The sequence below is a fragment of the Funiculus sociatus GB2-C1 genome (assembly GCF_039962115.1).
Taxonomy (GTDB): domain Bacteria; phylum Cyanobacteriota; class Cyanobacteriia; order Cyanobacteriales; family FACHB-T130; genus Funiculus; species Funiculus sociatus.
The window spans coordinates 1-15,415 of sequence record NZ_JAMPKJ010000100.1; the positions used below are offsets into that span (position 1 = coordinate 1).

General features: G+C 40.2%; 12 protein-coding genes. 1 reads left to right on the forward strand and 11 read right to left on the reverse strand.

The window, feature by feature from the left end; translation table 11 throughout:
- Positions 1-384 precede the first annotated feature (384 nt).
- The 11 genes from NDI42_RS27050 to NDI42_RS27100 form a co-directional block, all read right to left on the reverse strand.
- Positions 385-1,110: an IS1 family transposase gene (locus NDI42_RS27050; RefSeq protein WP_190460671.1), complete on the reverse strand. Its 726-nt coding sequence runs from the start codon at positions 1,108-1,110 to the stop codon at positions 385-387.
- Between the two features lie 448 nt (positions 1,111-1,558).
- The gene (locus tag NDI42_RS27055; RefSeq protein WP_190460673.1) at positions 1,559-2,590 is read right to left on the reverse strand and encodes a glycosyltransferase family 2 protein; all 1,032 of its coding nucleotides are present in this window, start codon (positions 2,588-2,590) and stop codon (positions 1,559-1,561) included.
- Entirely contained in the window at positions 2,587-3,543 is a 957-nt protein-coding gene (locus NDI42_RS27060) for a beta-1,6-N-acetylglucosaminyltransferase (RefSeq protein ID WP_190460674.1), read from the reverse strand. Before NDI42_RS27060 ends, NDI42_RS27055 begins: the two co-directional genes overlap by 4 nt.
- A gap of 59 nt (positions 3,544-3,602) precedes the next feature.
- A complete protein-coding gene (locus NDI42_RS27065) occupies positions 3,603-4,625 on the reverse strand; it encodes a glycosyltransferase family 2 protein (RefSeq protein WP_190460676.1) in 1,023 nt (340 codons plus the stop codon).
- A gap of 175 nt (positions 4,626-4,800) precedes the next feature.
- The gene (locus tag NDI42_RS27070) at positions 4,801-6,078 is read right to left on the reverse strand and encodes a lipopolysaccharide biosynthesis protein (RefSeq protein ID WP_190460678.1); all 1,278 of its coding nucleotides are present in this window, start codon (positions 6,076-6,078) and stop codon (positions 4,801-4,803) included.
- A 74-nt stretch (positions 6,079-6,152) separates the two neighbouring features.
- Positions 6,153-7,145 (reverse strand): glycosyltransferase family 2 protein, encoded by a 993-nt coding sequence (locus NDI42_RS27075; protein WP_190460680.1) that lies wholly within the window; start codon positions 7,143-7,145, stop codon positions 6,153-6,155.
- 61 nt (positions 7,146-7,206) lie between these two features.
- A complete protein-coding gene (locus NDI42_RS27080; RefSeq protein ID WP_190460681.1) occupies positions 7,207-8,376 on the reverse strand; it encodes a glycosyltransferase family 4 protein in 1,170 nt (389 codons plus the stop codon).
- A 114-nt stretch (positions 8,377-8,490) separates the two neighbouring features.
- Entirely contained in the window at positions 8,491-9,615 is a 1,125-nt protein-coding gene (locus NDI42_RS27085; protein ID WP_190460683.1) for a glycosyltransferase family 4 protein, read from the reverse strand.
- Between the two features lie 22 nt (positions 9,616-9,637).
- Positions 9,638-10,936, reverse strand: a complete 1,299-nt coding sequence (locus NDI42_RS27090) for an O-antigen ligase family protein (RefSeq protein ID WP_190460686.1) — start codon at positions 10,934-10,936, stop codon at positions 9,638-9,640.
- 63 nt (positions 10,937-10,999) lie between these two features.
- A complete protein-coding gene (locus NDI42_RS27095; RefSeq protein ID WP_199311494.1) occupies positions 11,000-12,499 on the reverse strand; it encodes a GumC family protein in 1,500 nt (499 codons plus the stop codon).
- A gap of 938 nt (positions 12,500-13,437) precedes the next feature.
- Complete coding sequence (locus NDI42_RS27100) at positions 13,438-14,751, reverse strand: RuBisCO small subunit-like domain-containing protein (RefSeq protein ID WP_190460690.1); 1,314 nt, start codon at positions 14,749-14,751, stop codon at positions 13,438-13,440.
- On the opposite strand from NDI42_RS27100, the gene NDI42_RS27105 reads away from it, so the two are divergent.
- Complete coding sequence (locus NDI42_RS27105; protein ID WP_190460692.1) at positions 14,745-15,074, forward strand: hypothetical protein; 330 nt, start codon at positions 14,745-14,747, stop codon at positions 15,072-15,074. The genes NDI42_RS27100 and NDI42_RS27105 overlap by 7 nt on opposite strands.
- Positions 15,075-15,415: the final 341 nt, after the last annotated feature.

The following is a 15,415-nucleotide window of genomic DNA, read 5'->3' on the forward strand; positions in this document are numbered from 1 at the left end:
GGGGGATGCACGGGTTTTGAGCGATTTTACCGGTTTTTCTGGCATTTGACCAGCTAAGCAGCGCTCACCAACCTAATTAGCGCCGCTTTTTTCTCGTTATTCAGCACGCCCTACTTAGGGCAGGGGAATTGACTACATACCAAAAAGTTGTTTCCGCCTCTGAATCACTCAAAGCTATTTGCCTGGCATCAATATTCGGAAACCTTTTTTAAAGTCTATTAGCTAACCTTGGTATTGGCTCGAAAGCATAGTGATACCCTAAAGGTGAAAGTTGTAAAATTTTAATTAAAAAATCTCCCGTGTTACAACCCACATGGATAGAGTTTGAGTGGTTCGTCAAAACACGAGACATAAATGGTAGCGGTAAATATGTAGTGAAAAAAATTACTGTTTAGATAGCGACGCATTGTAATGATGGATAAAATACCAGATAGCCCCAATGTGGTTTGCCAACTTTTTAGAGAAAGACAAAGTTTTCCTAACCAATCGAGAAATTCTTTGACGCATTGTATTATTAAACCTCTCAATATGGTTGGTCAGTCCACTCTTTTTCCCTACGGCTTTATGCCGTTTGATTGGAATAACTTGCTCATAAGCCGCCCAATAATCTGTATAGCAAACAGCACATTGCCGATAAATTGATGGGAGAGAATTCCATAATCCTCTAGCCCCTTGTTCGCTGCGTTCGCCAATATAACAACCGACAATTTCTCTAGTTTTTTTATCTAGTGCCAACCAAATCCACTGCTTGTTACCTTTACGATTAACGAATGACCAAGCTTCATCACATTCGATTCTTAATTTAGCTCTATGTTTGCTTGAAACCTTTACCTGTTGGGGAACTGAAGCATATTTATTATTAACGTAATTTTGAAGCCATTTTTTAGAAACGCTAGCCACCCTAGCAATTCCTGCTAAGGAAATTTTCTCTAATAACATTTTGTCAATGTAATCTAACCTATGCTTATCAATAATTTTATTATTAGGGTTTTCAACAAATTGTCTGCCGCAATCTTGACATTTATATTTAGGTTTTTTATTGTGAATTCTACCATTTTTAACAATATGGTTAGAACCACATCGAGGGCAGTCAGGTCTAGAGGTAAGCATAATTACTTAAGATTTTCGTATTTATTAAAAATATAACATTTAATATGATTTCAGATTTAAAAAATGATATTAATTAAGAATTATACTGGTTGTCTAGCCTGAAGAAACACTTATCCAGCTAAATAAATAACTACCAGTAAGGGTAAAAATGAAAGCTTTTTTTTTGATATATTTAACCTTTCACTACATCTTTACCACTACCACATAAATTGAGTAGTGAAAGCAGTGTCTTGTCTATTAATAACCTCGCAGCGATGTGGAAGCTTTGCAATATTCAAAATTGACCTGGCAAAAGCATCAATAAATGTACCCTTAATCAACTCTTTCAAGAAATTTTTTACTTCTAGAACATTTTTCATTTCTTGCTCCAGTTACTTAAACAGCAAAAATTTTCTTCTATTCGTTTGGATGATGTTTAATGCAAGGGAAAACAATAGCTGATTATTGATTATATGGATTGCCCTGACTGCTCTTGAAGAATACGACGTTTCTGGGTGGCCGCTGTCATTTTAGCAGCAACAGCCTCAATTTGGGCGTACAAAGGCTGGGGTAGCAGCCAAAGCATATAAGCAGCAGCTAAAGTCATTAACGTGCGACGCGGCTGCTCAAACACCAGCCGCCAGTGAGCAGCTAAAGCTTGGTGCATCAGTTGCACAGCCATTGATCCAGCTTTTAGACGCACCGCACTCCTAGCTAAATATCGCAGCTGGTAGGCTTTAGTTGGGTTCTCCCACTGGGCGATTAATTCTGGAGCATAGGAACGGGTTTTTTCAATCACCTTTTGCAAAGCCTCGAATTGGTTAAGCAGGCTTGCTGAAAGTCCTCCAGAATTTACCCGGTATAACGTCAACGCTTCCGGAATTCCCTCAATTTTCCAGTTAGTCTGCAAAAGAATGCGAAGCCAACATTCTATGTCCTCTGCCTGACGAAAAACATCATCAAAATAAAAATATTCGACAGTACCGTAAAAATTATCTTGAAATTTAATCGCTTCCAATACTTCTTTGCGAATCACTGCCGCAGAACCATTTCCTACTGGATTGTCGCGCAGTAAATCAGGCGGAGTAATTTCCTTAAGTTTTGGCATGAGATACGTACCCAAGGAGTTTCCCGCTTCGTCGATAAAAGCAGAACGGCTAAAGCTAATTCCCACGGCTGGGGAACTTTCCAGATGTTCAAAATGTTTTTCTAACTTTTCTGGTAGCCACAAGTCGTCTCCATCTAAAAGAGCTATATAGTCTCCTTGAGCGTGGCGAATCCCGGTGTTTCTAGCTCCTGCTAGTCCCCGGTTTTTCTGGCTGACAATTTTAATTCTAGAGTCTGTAAATTGCTGACAAATTTCTATGCTTCTATCTGGTGAGTCGTCATTAACAACAATAATCTCAAAGTTTTGGTAAGTTTGATTAAGAACTGATTCAATGGCAGCAGCTATGTATTTCTCGACTTTGTAAGTTGGAATAATTACAGAAAACTTTTTCATTTTGAGTACGAACCTTGTACAGTAGTTTGCATGATTCTTTCATCGAGCTTATCTAAAATCTTACTGTCTCGATCTATTTCAAACTTTCTGGCAAAGTAAATATCGTCTCTAATTAACTTTGGATAATAGTCAATGGTAAGAATAGCGGGATGTCCGTGGCGGCTGTTTGTCCAATCAATGTAGCGCATATTGCGTGGGTAGAAGTTGAATAAGCCACTATTGATTAAGATAGTTTGGATAAAGGATTCATCAGGAAGGCGGGTTTTTTTGTAGTAGTCGATCAATTCAGGATGTTGCTGGCAAAATTCATGGATATATTGAACGCAATTTCTAGAAATGGTTTTAAAGTAAGAGCCACCGTAACATAAAAAATTCTCATTAAATGGAGTTGAAAGGGAGCGCATTCCCACGATCAATCCATAAGAAAAATCAATCCGGAGCCAAGGTTGAATATTATTGATAAACAGTCGAAGAGGCTTGAGTAAACCTCGTTGCCATTTGGCTAACTCTATGCCTGACCACCAGTATTGATAGAAGTAGCGATCGCGTCCATCCTTCGCCCCCCACGTACATTTTTCTGAAAGGACGTTAAAATAATCAAAAAAGCCATCATACGTGGTTTCTGCCAGAAATTTCTCAATTTCAGGAAGCGGTTGAGTAGGATAATCTTGACCTGTGATATTAATTAGCCAGTCAAATTCAATTTTGTGGTTCAACAGCCAATCAATCGCTTCTAAATAAGCTTGAACTAAGGCAAAGTTACCTCTCCCCCCTATAGCACTCACAACTTTAACATCAGGCAAATTTTCTAAAAGTTCTACATTTAAATTACTAGCAGCAAAATTATGGCTCACCAGTACGAAAGAGTCAGGACTCGACTTTTTAATAATGTGAACTAGCCTATAGATTTGCTCTGGATTCTTGTAGGTTTGGATAAGGTAGGCAATCTTCATAATGGTTAACACATCCTGATATTGATAAAGCGTTTGTAGAAAAGTTGATTTGTGCTTGTTTAGGCTACTTGTCGGGATTTATCTTGAAGAATGCGGCGTTTTTGGGAAGCTCCTGTCATCTTTAAAGCAAAGTTTTCCATTTGGCGGTAGAGTGGTTGTGGCAACAACCAGAGGGAATAAACAGCCCCCAACGTTAAAAGTGTCCGGCGTGGCTCCTCAAGAATAATGCGCCAGTGGATAGATAAAGCTCGATGAGCCATATCCACAGCAGTTGGAGCGGCTTTTAAACGTACTGCCCATCGGGCTAGCTTCCGCAACTCATAAGCTTTGGCACGGTTTCCATGCTGAGCAATCAAATCTGGAGCGTAGGATCGGGTTTTTTCTAGCACCTTTTCTAAGTCTTCTAATTGCTTCAGAAAGTTTGTTGAAGCCCCTCCAGAATTGACTCGGTACATCGTTAAAGCTTCAGGAATTCCTTCTGCTTCCAAATTTGTTTTCAAGGCAATACGAAGCCAGCATTCGACATCTTCGAAATGTCGTAAGTGCTCATCAAAATAACAATCTTTTTTATGACAATCTTGAAACTTAATTGCTTCAAAAACTTCTCGCCGAATCACTGGAACCGAACCATTTCCGATTGGGTTGCGACAGAGTATTAGGGGTGGCGTAATTTCTTTAAGCTTAGGCATTTGATAGATACCCAAGGGTTGTCCCGCTTCATCGATAAAAGCAGATCGGCTAAAACTTAGTCCAACATTAGGTGAGTTTTCCAGATGTTCAATATGTTTCTCTAGCTTTTCTGGCAACCACAGATCGTCCCCATCTAAGAAAGCCAGATATTCTCCCTGCGCGTGGCGAATTCCTGTATTACGAGCGGCGCATACTCCTTGATTTGGTTGGCGAATAATTTTAATTCTGGAGTCTGTAAATTGCTTACAAATTTCTACACTTCGGTCAGGGGAACCATCATCGATAATCAGCAGTTCAAAATCTTTATAAGTTTGCTCTAGAACAGATTTCACTGTAGCAGCTATATATTTTTCGACTCCGTAAACTGGAATAATGACAGAAACTTTTTTCATGTTTCAAACTAACCTAAAGTTTAATTGCGGGTGTTAGCGAACTTTTGGGGGTGTACCTGAATAGCGAGAATGCTACAAGTTTATTGCTTGTAAAGAGAAATATTGCCTGTAACGCTCCAACGAATCTCCTAAGCATTTTGTTAAAGACATTATACAAAATGAATCTGTTCATGACTTAAATACTTAAATTTTTAGGAAAAACATAACGTGTAGCCCAAAATGTAAACAAAGGCAGGCAAATTACGTGAACCAGAAAAACCGATATAGCTACTCCAATAGCTCCCCAGTGAATTCCCATAAATAGTGCGCCAATAAACATACCAGTAAACACTATGTTCCAACGAAATTCTAAGTTAGGTTTACCAATAGCCACCAACAGTTTCGCAGATGTATCGGCAAAAGGTCTTGGAATTGCTGATAGGCAAATCACAATCAAAATTGGGATAGCCACCACCCATTTTTGCCCAAAAATAACAGGTACGTAGAAAGGAGCTAAGCTAGACTGTAGAATAACTAAGGGGACAATAACAAAACTAATAACTTTGATGCTTTCCAAATAACGCTTCTTCAATTCAAACTTGTTTGAACGTGCTGCACATAAATGAGGATATACAGAGGAACTAATAGCGTTAATAATACTTAAACTAACGCCTAACCCTCCATTGAAGCCAAAGAAATATATTCCTAATTCTTTAACTCCTAAGAAGCGCCCAACTATTAAATAATCTAAGCTATTTCTCAGTGTTTTTAGAAATTCAACACCGAGGATATTTTTACCGAAGCTAAGAAGCTCTTTCCAATACTTTGTTGTTATTCCCTTAGTTGGACGCCAGGCATGGTTATGACGATAAATGAAAACTGCAATAGGAGAAGTTAAAAGTCCAGGCAGTACAAATGCCCACACACCCATACCTAAATAAGCAATTACAGCAGATGAAACATAACTAATAGAAGTCATAGTTAGATTATTAATTGCACAAATTTTTAATCTATTTTCTCTCTGAATAAGCGCACACTGTATAGCAGCTGTAGGCCAAAATAAATAACCTATTGCTCCGACACATATTGGTAAAATAAGCCGAGGCTCTTTATAAAACCAAGAAATAGGAAAAGCTAGAATACACTGGATTGCAAATAACGCGAAATAAATTAACCAGTTTAACCAATATGCTGAGTTACATAAGCCGTTTAAGTCTTCTTTTTCTTTATCAGTTTGAATAATCTGTGCATTAATGCCTACGTTGGTGAACACCCGTGTAAAATCCCCAACCGTCAAAACAATTGCTCCCAAACCGTAATCGTAAGAAGTTAGATAGCGTGCTAAAACAACAATTACTCCTATACGCAAAATTCGAGGAACTAGCTCTGACATACCCATCCACCCAATATTGCGGATGAAAGGGTTAGACAGCTTCTTTTTTAGCTTAGGAACAATGGCTAATATGGTCTGCATTTTTGTTCTAGTAATTCTTATCCAAGTAGTAAGTTCACAAGCACTTTTGATAAAAAGGCTCGGCTTCGAGGGTTTTAGGAAGATACGAAAGCTTTATCCTCCTTAGAGCCTTGAATAGGGGTAGCGCGAATTTTGCTAATAATCTGGAGCAGATAACTAGCAATTATAGGTGAGAGGACTCGAATCAATAGCAGCTTGATAGTTAAAGCTTGAGCGCTTCTATCTAGCAAAATTCGTGGACGCAGGCTAATGGCTTTTTGTAATTTCTGAGCAGCCTGCTTAGCTCCGTCAGCATTTGAAATACGTGTCAAGCATAGGTGCGCCAAGAACTGATAGACATTAGCTATGCTCTGATTCTTGAGGGGTTGTAATTCCAGTGGAGCCTCTTGAAATGCTCTCTCAATTACAATTAAATGATATTTTTCCATCACCTCAACTTTGGATGACATTGCCCCTGAAGATTGTCGGTAAAAAATTTGTGGTTTAGGAACTACAACAAAATGCCAACGAGCAGCTAACCGTAGCCAGTATTCCCAGTCTTCACAAGATTTCAGAGTCGGATCAAACTCTCCTACAGATGCGATCGCTTCCCTGCGGAGCATAACATTGGAGCCGCTATCTATGAAATTTCCCAGTAACAAATCTCGATAAACATTACCTTCAAAGACTACAGACCTACCTCCATGAAAATATTCCCCTTTGTCATCCATAAAGCGAGTCCAGCTATAAGCAACTCCAGCCTGAGGATGCTCTTGCAATGCTCGGAGCTGTAGATCTAACTTATCGCGTGTCCATAAGTCATCAGCATCAATAAATGTAATAAATTCTCCAGTAGCATGCGAAATACCACGATTGCGAGCTACTGGTAGACCTCCGTTACTATATGAAAACACTTTGAGACGAGGGTCTTGCACCGTACCAATCAATTCTAAAGTCCCATCGGTAGAGCCATCATTAATTACAATCAGCTCAAAGTTACAATAAGTTTGTTGTAACACCGATTCAATAGTTTTTAGAATCGTGCGTTCAGCATTGTAAGCAGGAATAATAACAGATATGGCTGGCATGTTGTCTTTTGTTGATTTGATGATAAAAGAATAATTTTGGATGTCTAACTGGTAGTATATTTTAAGCTGGGTCAGCCGTTAGGGCTGCTGTATCTTCAATAACCTTCAGTATTACTTTTTCAACCCCGTCAACCGTTCTGTCTACAGTGAATTGAGATAAAACATGTTCGCGACATCTCTTACCTAGCTGAGCATTTTTATCTCTCCAATTGATCATCTGGATTAAAGTATCTGTTAAATCTCGTTCATCTCCGGTCTTAAACAGTCCACTTTGAAACTCTCCTGTCAATATCTCCGGAATGCCTCCAGTTCGACTTGCTACCACAGGAGTTCCACAAGCCATTGACTCAATAACCGTTCTTCCAAAGGGTTCAGACCATAGGCTGGGCAGGACTGTTATATCGCTGACTTGATAAACAGACGTAGCATTATCTACATGACCAAGAAAGCTCACATACTTTTCTATACCCAAATCGCTTACTAGCTTTTCCAAGGATTTTTTGTATTCCTCACCTCGGATTAAAGGTTTACCAGCAATTAATAGCCTAGCGCTAATACCACTTTTCAGCAGTAAGGCAAAGGCTTTAATCAGCGTTTCCAGCCCCTTTTCTTTATCTAGCCTGCCGACATACGAAATTAATCTCATATCTTCGGGAATATTCCATTCTTTCCTGATTGCATAAAAATCCTTTGCAGGTTTGAATACTTCCGGGCTAACCCCGTTATGTACAACATCAATTCTTTCTTCTTTAAAGCCGCTGCTAACCCAATCCAGCTTAGTTTTGTGGGAGACTGCAATAAACTGCTTTACGCCCTTAAGTCCAATGTTCCACTGCCATTCAACATTTGTACTTGGGGGTTCAGGTGGAGGTATACGGAGATAACAAACAAAGGGAACATTTTTGGATAAAGCCAAAAGGCGACCAAAAAGACTATCTTGATACTGATTGCACAGAACAATACTATCTTTACTTGTATTAAGTATCCAAGTAGCCTTCCAAAGACCAGTTAGGAACCTAAAAATAAATTGCTTTTGATAAACTGTAAACCAGCTAAGCTTGATTACATGGGCGCCAAAATTTTGATACTGCGCCACTAAGTCCCCTTCTATCGTATAAAGCAGACTGATAATATGTCCGCGTTGAGATAGCTCAGAGCAAAGACGTAACAGGCTTCGTTCCTGCCCGCCTCGGCGAGAAGAGGGTTCCTGCTCTAAAACAATAATGTGCATAAATTTGCATCTCCTTAGCTTATTTAATATTTGAAAGCGGTATTAGAGTTACTACCGCCACTGGGAAAACCTAGAAGCTTATAGTTAGGTGGCATAGGTACTCTGATAAAAAAATCATTGTTTAACAACTCCTAATAGAACTTGCTCAATCCCTTCGACCAGTTTGTCTAAAGTAAATTTGGATAAAACATACTCGCGGCATCTCTCACCCAATTGGCGATCTTTATCTCGCCAATTGATAATTCGATTTAGAGTATCTGCCAAATTTCGTTCATCTCCAGCTTCAAACAGCCCACTTTGAAACTCTTTTGTCAATATCTCCGGAATACCCCCTGTTCGGCTAGCTACCACAGGAGTTCCACAAGTCATTGACTCAACAACCGTTCTTCCAAAGGGTTCAGACCATAGGCTGGGCAGGACTGTTATATCGCTGACTTGATAAACAGATGTAGTATTATTTACATGACCAAGAAAGCTCACATACTTCTCTATACCCAAATCGCTTACTAGCTTTTCTAAGGATTTTTTGTATTCCTCACCCTGGCTTACAGGCTTTCCAGCAATCAATAGCTTAGCGTTAGCGCCACTTTTGACAATTGCCGCAAAGGCTTTGAGCAGAGTTTCCAGCCCCTTTTCTTTATCCAGCCTTCCTACATAGGAAATAACTCTAGTTCCTTCAGGAATATTCCATTCCTTTCTAGTTAGAGAAAAATCTTTTGATGGTTTAAATACTGCTGAATCAGCTCCGTTATATACAACGTCAATTCTCTCATCTTTAAAACCGCTGTTAATCCAATCTAACTTTGTCTTGTTTGAAACAGCGATAAACTTTTTTACGCGCTTCAGCGCCATAGTATGCGGACGCCCAAATCCCCCTGGTGGAGGTAGCTGGAGATAACAAACTTGGGGAATATTATTTAATAAGGATAATACAAATCCAAAAAAAATGTCTTGATAACGATTGCTGTAAACAACGCTATTTTTAGTAACCGCAACCCTAAAAATGTCTGCCAAGAAATTAAACGTATAACTTATATTATGCCGATCTAGCATAAAAGTTTTAACGTTAACTAACTGACTACAAAATTCTTCATAATGTTTAAGCAGATCCCCTTCTTTGAGATATAAAAGAGTGATAGTATGCCCACGTTTAGAAAGACCGCGACAAATTTCTAGTAAGTTTAGCTCCTGTCCACCACGACGAGACGATGGCTCATTTTCTAAAGCAATAATGTGCATATAATTCGGAAAGTTTTGATTCCTATAGAGCATATTCTTTTTCTTCTTGAGAAAAATGAAACCCCTGTAAATTTTCTTTAAAAGCAATGCCCATCAGCAACAATCCAGGCCAAAAGGTATAGGCAAGGATTTCCACACCTTCGGAGAAACCAAAAATAAATAAAACTAAGACTATACTTAACGCAGTCCTGGCAGTCTTGCTACCTTGGGATTTGATAAGCAAATCTATAAAGCTCCATACCAGAGGAACTCCAAAAGCACAGCAACCTACTAATCCTCGTACGAAGAGTAGAGTAATCCAAGTGTCATGAGAACCAATAGGCATATGTTCTACTATTTTAGGGCCAGGAAATTCTGATATTCCATGCCCCCAAATAGGCGCATCTTGCCAACGATGTATTTCTATCTCCTTTAATACCTTTCTAATTCTTGAAGATCCGGCGCGAGCATTGGTAAAATTATCCTTGGCAGTATTAAAAAATTCTATAAGCGCGGGAGCTAGGATGGCTAAGAAGAAACTTGCTACTCCTAATGCAATTTGCATCATGGGTTTAGCAAATATTCTTGACAATATCGAAGTTAATATGAGAACAGCAGGAAGGCATACAATACCACTTCGTGAGACTGAAACCCAAACCATAGCTACGGCACCAATCATGCCAACCCACCGCCATTTTAGGTTTGATTCTTCGCGTGCTAGAAAGAAATAGATATTGCCTGCTAATCCTAAAGCAGGGGGCCAGGGGGTAAACAATTGCATACGAAGTTCATTACCAGCAGCCAGAGGATCGTAACCACTTGCTCCGATTAATACCCAGTAATACGTTCTTCCACCTTTTGCTATAGCTTGCAATGGAGAAAGAAATAAAATTGCAAAATTGAATTGAACAAATAAATAGGTGATTGCAATTACAATTAGACTGTGAAGACAGATAATGCAAGCGGCTCTATAAATTAATTCTTGTCGTATATTCAAACTACCTATCAGGGGAATTAAGGCATATAGGGCCCAGCTTCTAGTGAAATCAACTAATGAGCTTATGAGTGTAAAATTTCCTATTTTATAGTCTATGTGACCAACAACCAAACCCACCAACATGACTATCATGGAAATAATCCATACCCATACCGCAGAGGGAATATAAATTTTCTCCTCCTCTGGAGTATCTTCTGTTTGATTCCAAAGTTTTTTACATAGGTATACAGTTAGGAAACTAGCAAGACCCCATACCCAGACCATCTGTGCGCCCATGAAGTAAAGCGCATAGGTTCCTATCATTGAATACCAAACCAATTTTTCCTCAAAATTTTGAGGTTTCATAAGTAAAATTCCATGACAACGACTATCGCCTACCAAGACATTTTACATTAAATAGATTTACAACTAAGTAGGTTTGGATTGTAGAGATATGGCTTTGTTTTTAGACATCTGATTCTTGTTTTTGTACAGCCCTAGCGTTACTAATCCGGTGGTTAAGAATAGGGAGCCTAAACCTGCACCCAGGAAAGCAAATTTCTTTTTGGGTGAAGAGGGGGAAGCAGGTAAGGTCGGCTCTACTAGCATTTGAATGACAGGATAAGAGCCTAAAGCATTAGATTTGCTAATATCCAAGTTGGTAATAGTTGAAGAGAACACTGCTTCCGCAACATTTAAGTCCCGCTTAAGAGCTTCTAAGGTGATTTCCTTTTGAGCTAAAACTTTATGGCGATTTTCTAGCTGTGTGATTTGTCTGTCTATCTCCTGAGCTTGCGCTTGTAATCCTTTTTGCTCTGTTTGAACAACTACCAAATCTTGAAAAAGCTTCTCCCTAGCGCCACCAGATGTATTGCTATCAAGATTGAGTTGTGCAAGAGTATCTTCAGCTATGGGTCGTCCCAAAATAGCCTGACCTCGTTGTGTTAGGGCAACTTTTGCTGCGTCTCGTCTGGCTCGTTCTCTAACCACTGTAGGATTGGCTGGCAAGAACTTTGATTCTAAAACAACGAGGGCAGAATTGGCTTCATTATAGGTTTGCAAATATTGCTGAAATAGCTGATCCGATTGGAGGGCAAAGGCATCAGCGGCTTGCTGAGAGGATAAATTTAAATTCGTGGATAGTTGTTGCAGACGAGCGTTAGCTTGCTGCTGTTGAGAGATAACCTCAGCTCGGTTCTTGCGAAGCTCTTCAATATTAGTTGAAAGACTTGTTACTTGCTCATTACCGCTCAATCCCGAACGAGCTTTGTAGGTAGAAAGTTTAGCCTGAGCAGCTTCTAACTTTTTCTGAGAACCAATCAGTGATTCTTGCAAACCTGCATCTCGTTGAGCAATTTCTTGACGTCTGAGCTGGGCAAGTCTTTCTTGAAAGGCTTGGTAAATAACTAGGTTTTTCTTTTTAGCGTCTTCTGGAGTATCACCCTTAAACTCAAACGTTATGAGAGTAGTGTTTTGCACTAACTTGATCCGCGGACTGCCAAAGTCTTCCAAAGGCATATTCAGCTTTTTAGCTGCTGCCTTCATTACAAGCTCACTGGAAATAATAACTTTGTAAACTTCTCTTGGATCTTGGATAGCACTATTTGCGTAGGGAGAGTAGTTTTCATAGGAAGCAGAACCCACGTTTGGCAAGGTAACTCTCGCATCTGACCCTGCTCCAGGTAAAGTAAGAACCATCTCACTAGCATACTTGGGCTGGGCAATCTTCAAGTAAAATAAAACGGCTGCCCAAAGAGCTACATTGGTTGCTAAACCGACGATACCTAAGACTAAGTAATATTTCCAAGCTCCTCCTTTGCGTACTGCTGATTGAGGTACTGTTGTCTTGGAAGGGGCTGGGGATTTGGAGATGGTTAAAGAACCGTTTTTATCAAAATCCTCATTTGTCGGGAAAAGGGAGCGTTTCATATGTCTTAGGCTTAGAAGTTACGCTATTGTCATCCAGATTATTTTGCCTTGTAATTACTGATTTTAAAATCAAGAAGGCAAGGCAAATTGCAGCTTATAGAACACTTTATCGGTTTGATAAGTAAATGTTGGTGCCGCCGATTGTTGTAGTTAGGCATACCGACAAAGTTGAGCGTCAAGGTCAAATTTAACGGACAACGCTTTTAAGTACGATAGTAGCAGGTCTATATCGGCAATAAGTTTCCATTGGTAAAGGCAAATATTCTTAGAAAAATTATACCAGGTAGAAAGTTTTTCGCCATTGGGCGATCGCAAACTTTGCCGCATTTTATCTCTTGAACCTTAACTTCGCCTGCTTGCTCCACTTAGCGCCTTTTTCAAAAAAAAACTATTTGGGAAAAGCTTACCTTTGTGTTGGCTCTAGGAGCTTGTTTGCTTGGATGGATTGACTATTTACATCCTTTTGGTAATTACCGTACTTTTGCTCACTCAGTCTAATATAGCAAACTGATCTGTCTATCAGTCTTGAGGATGATTAAATTGATTTTCAATTCTGAGAAAGGTCAGCCGTTTATTCAAGTTATGATTTTTACTTATTGGCTATAGCCCAAGTAGGGCAAGGGTTTCAGCGCGGTAGGGTTCTGTTTTAGAGGTTAATATTTTAATGTAGTGTGTAGCAATAGATGCCCAAATATATAAGCATAGTGTTGGAGTACAAGCGATCGCGCAAAAAAAAGATTCACAAAAAATTTGTACAATTAGTGGGCAACTTTACCGAAAATTTATAAAACATAAGTGTTTTTGTGAATAGTATAAACACTTGTTTTTTAATAGCGATCGCTTTAGCGTAAATTCGTGACAGCCAAGACAGCAATAATAACAAAAAGCGATCGCCTTTTTGAAGCGATCGCATACCAGCCAATATTCCACTATAGCCTTTAACTATTCGGTCGTTGTAGGATTGTCTCCGCAACGCGCCGCTTGGCTTTGGGGTCGATACCAATCAGACGCACGTACTCCCCAGTATGTTCAGCCAAACATTCTTCTAAAGCAGCGATGGCATCCGTCGCCTGAGTAGCCTGAATTGGGGCGCAACTTTGCCAAGATTGGGTAGAAAAGCGCCGCTTATCCGCATATTCTGCACCAATGCGATATCCTTGTGCGAGTATCTGGCGTACCTGCTGCTGAGTATCTGAACTTAGTTTGGTACTTTGTTGACCGTTGCTGGTGTGACCATTACCCAAATTAGACTCATGAGAGTGCGTTGGTTCGTTCGCTAACTCATTACGGACGACTGTCTTCCGGTTTTCTTTGGGTAGAGTTGTCACCTTATTAGCATCTGCAACCTCTTGATTAACCGGATTAGGCGATCGCCGCCCGGTATTGTACTCTTCTACCAAGCGCGTATTCTGCACTCGCTGCTGTTCGTTAACCATCACGTTGCCAAATTCAATTAAACGAGACAGGCGGAAATCCGGCTTTATAAATGTGGGTGGCCCCTCAACGCTGTTCACCACCCTAGAGGAAACGCGGCTAATCCCTGTTTGGTGAATGAACTGGCGAATTTGTTCGTCGTAAATGCGCGATCGCACTGCACTAAAAAAGTCAATCGCTTGATTGGGAAAGCTATCTACTAACTGTTCTATCTCACTACGAGACAATCCATCTTTCTCAAAAATGCCGCCGATGATACCAATCTTGTCGTCTCGGTCGGGTTCCCAGTAGAATTTGTCCATCCTACCATCCCGAATCAAGGGCGCGTATAGCGTAGATAAGTCATTGCCTGTGACAATTATGGGTACGCGGTGCAGGGGTGTTGAGTCATAACTCCCTGGAAGTTGCACATCTGTAGGGTTATCGGCAATATTCATCAAGGTGCCATTCACCAACTGCGTATTCACAGTATATTGGGTGCCTTGGTCGAAGCGTCCCGCCCCTGCATCAAGATCGTTGATCATCAGCACGCACATTTTACCGCGCACTTTAATGAATTCTGCTGCTTCCCGATAGCGCAAGCGAATTAAACGTCCGGGATCTCCAGCATCAGGACTTTCCAATTCTCCAGCTGACATATGGACAGCATCGATGCCCATCTGCTCGAATACTAACTCGCATTGAAAGGATTTGCCTTCTCCCTTGCGTCCATGAATTCCCAGAATTAGAGGAACTCGTACTCCAGGGAGGTCAAGATAATTTTTGGTGATGTGAACCGCAAGTTTATCTAAAAAGCGGGGAGAAATGTAGTATGTCATCGGTCTGTTGTTGGCGATCGCGCAAGATGCTTATTGTTAAGATTTTATTACAAAAGCTCGTTTATAAACGCGCGATCGCCTTTAAATTTGAACGGCTTCGAGTTAATGGAACTAAGGCATTGAAATGGTGGGAAGATGCCGTACAAGAAGAACGGCGAGAGATGGCGGAGAACCTGGTCATCGTTCGATTTGGTTCGCTGGATGAGGAACTAAGTAGCGCGATCGCGCTAATGTTACAGTTACCCACAGAAGAATTGACTCGTCTGTTGCTGACTCTTTCTCGCGAGGAGTTATTGGAACGGTTTGGCGGAGGTTCTAATTAGTCGGTGAATGCGATCGCGTTTATTGAACCGCATTAGCCATGCGCGTTAGCTCTTTAGACGCTAAGGGCGCGAAGGAAGAAGGGTAAAGGCTAAGACTTAAAATACTCAAAATAGATAGTTGAGTCACACTCTAATCTATCAAAGCCTCCGATGGGAAGACTTTTAATTTCTTCCCACTCTCTATGTATTTTATTGCGGTTACGAACAATTATTTCTGGTATTTTATCCCTAGTGGTCTGTCAACAAGGAATTGACGGATATAACCGCTTCAATTTAATCCGGGCATCTTCGGTCGTAAATCGCCAATCTACAGGAGAAGAATTTTGATTTCGGCGTTGTTC

What these genes read in the sequence shown, in the direction of transcription:
- NDI42_RS27050 (WP_190460671.1), bottom strand. Translation starts at nt 1,110, where the DNA reads ATGCTTACCTCTAGACCTGACTGCCCTCGATGTGGTTCTAACCATATT.
- NDI42_RS27055 (WP_190460673.1), bottom strand. Translation starts at nt 2,590, where the DNA reads ATGAAAAAGTTTTCTGTAATTATTCCAACTTACAAAGTCGAGAAATAC.
- NDI42_RS27060 (WP_190460674.1), bottom strand. Translation starts at nt 3,543, where the DNA reads ATGAAGATTGCCTACCTTATCCAAACCTACAAGAATCCAGAGCAAATC.
- NDI42_RS27065 (WP_190460676.1), bottom strand. Translation starts at nt 4,625, where the DNA reads ATGAAAAAAGTTTCTGTCATTATTCCAGTTTACGGAGTCGAAAAATAT.
- NDI42_RS27070 (WP_190460678.1), bottom strand. Translation starts at nt 6,078, where the DNA reads ATGCAGACCATATTAGCCATTGTTCCTAAGCTAAAAAAGAAGCTGTCT.
- NDI42_RS27075 (WP_190460680.1), bottom strand. Translation starts at nt 7,145, where the DNA reads ATGCCAGCCATATCTGTTATTATTCCTGCTTACAATGCTGAACGCACG.
- NDI42_RS27080 (WP_190460681.1), bottom strand. Translation starts at nt 8,376, where the DNA reads ATGCACATTATTGTTTTAGAGCAGGAACCCTCTTCTCGCCGAGGCGGG.
- NDI42_RS27085 (WP_190460683.1), bottom strand. Translation starts at nt 9,615, where the DNA reads ATGCACATTATTGCTTTAGAAAATGAGCCATCGTCTCGTCGTGGTGGA.
- NDI42_RS27090 (WP_190460686.1), bottom strand. Translation starts at nt 10,936, where the DNA reads ATGAAACCTCAAAATTTTGAGGAAAAATTGGTTTGGTATTCAATGATA.
- NDI42_RS27095 (WP_199311494.1), bottom strand. Translation starts at nt 12,499, where the DNA reads ATGAAACGCTCCCTTTTCCCGACAAATGAGGATTTTGATAAAAACGGT.
- NDI42_RS27105 (WP_190460692.1), top strand. Translation starts at nt 14,745, where the DNA reads ATGTCATCGGTCTGTTGTTGGCGATCGCGCAAGATGCTTATTGTTAAG.
- NDI42_RS27100 (WP_190460690.1), bottom strand. Translation starts at nt 14,751, where the DNA reads ATGACATACTACATTTCTCCCCGCTTTTTAGATAAACTTGCGGTTCAC.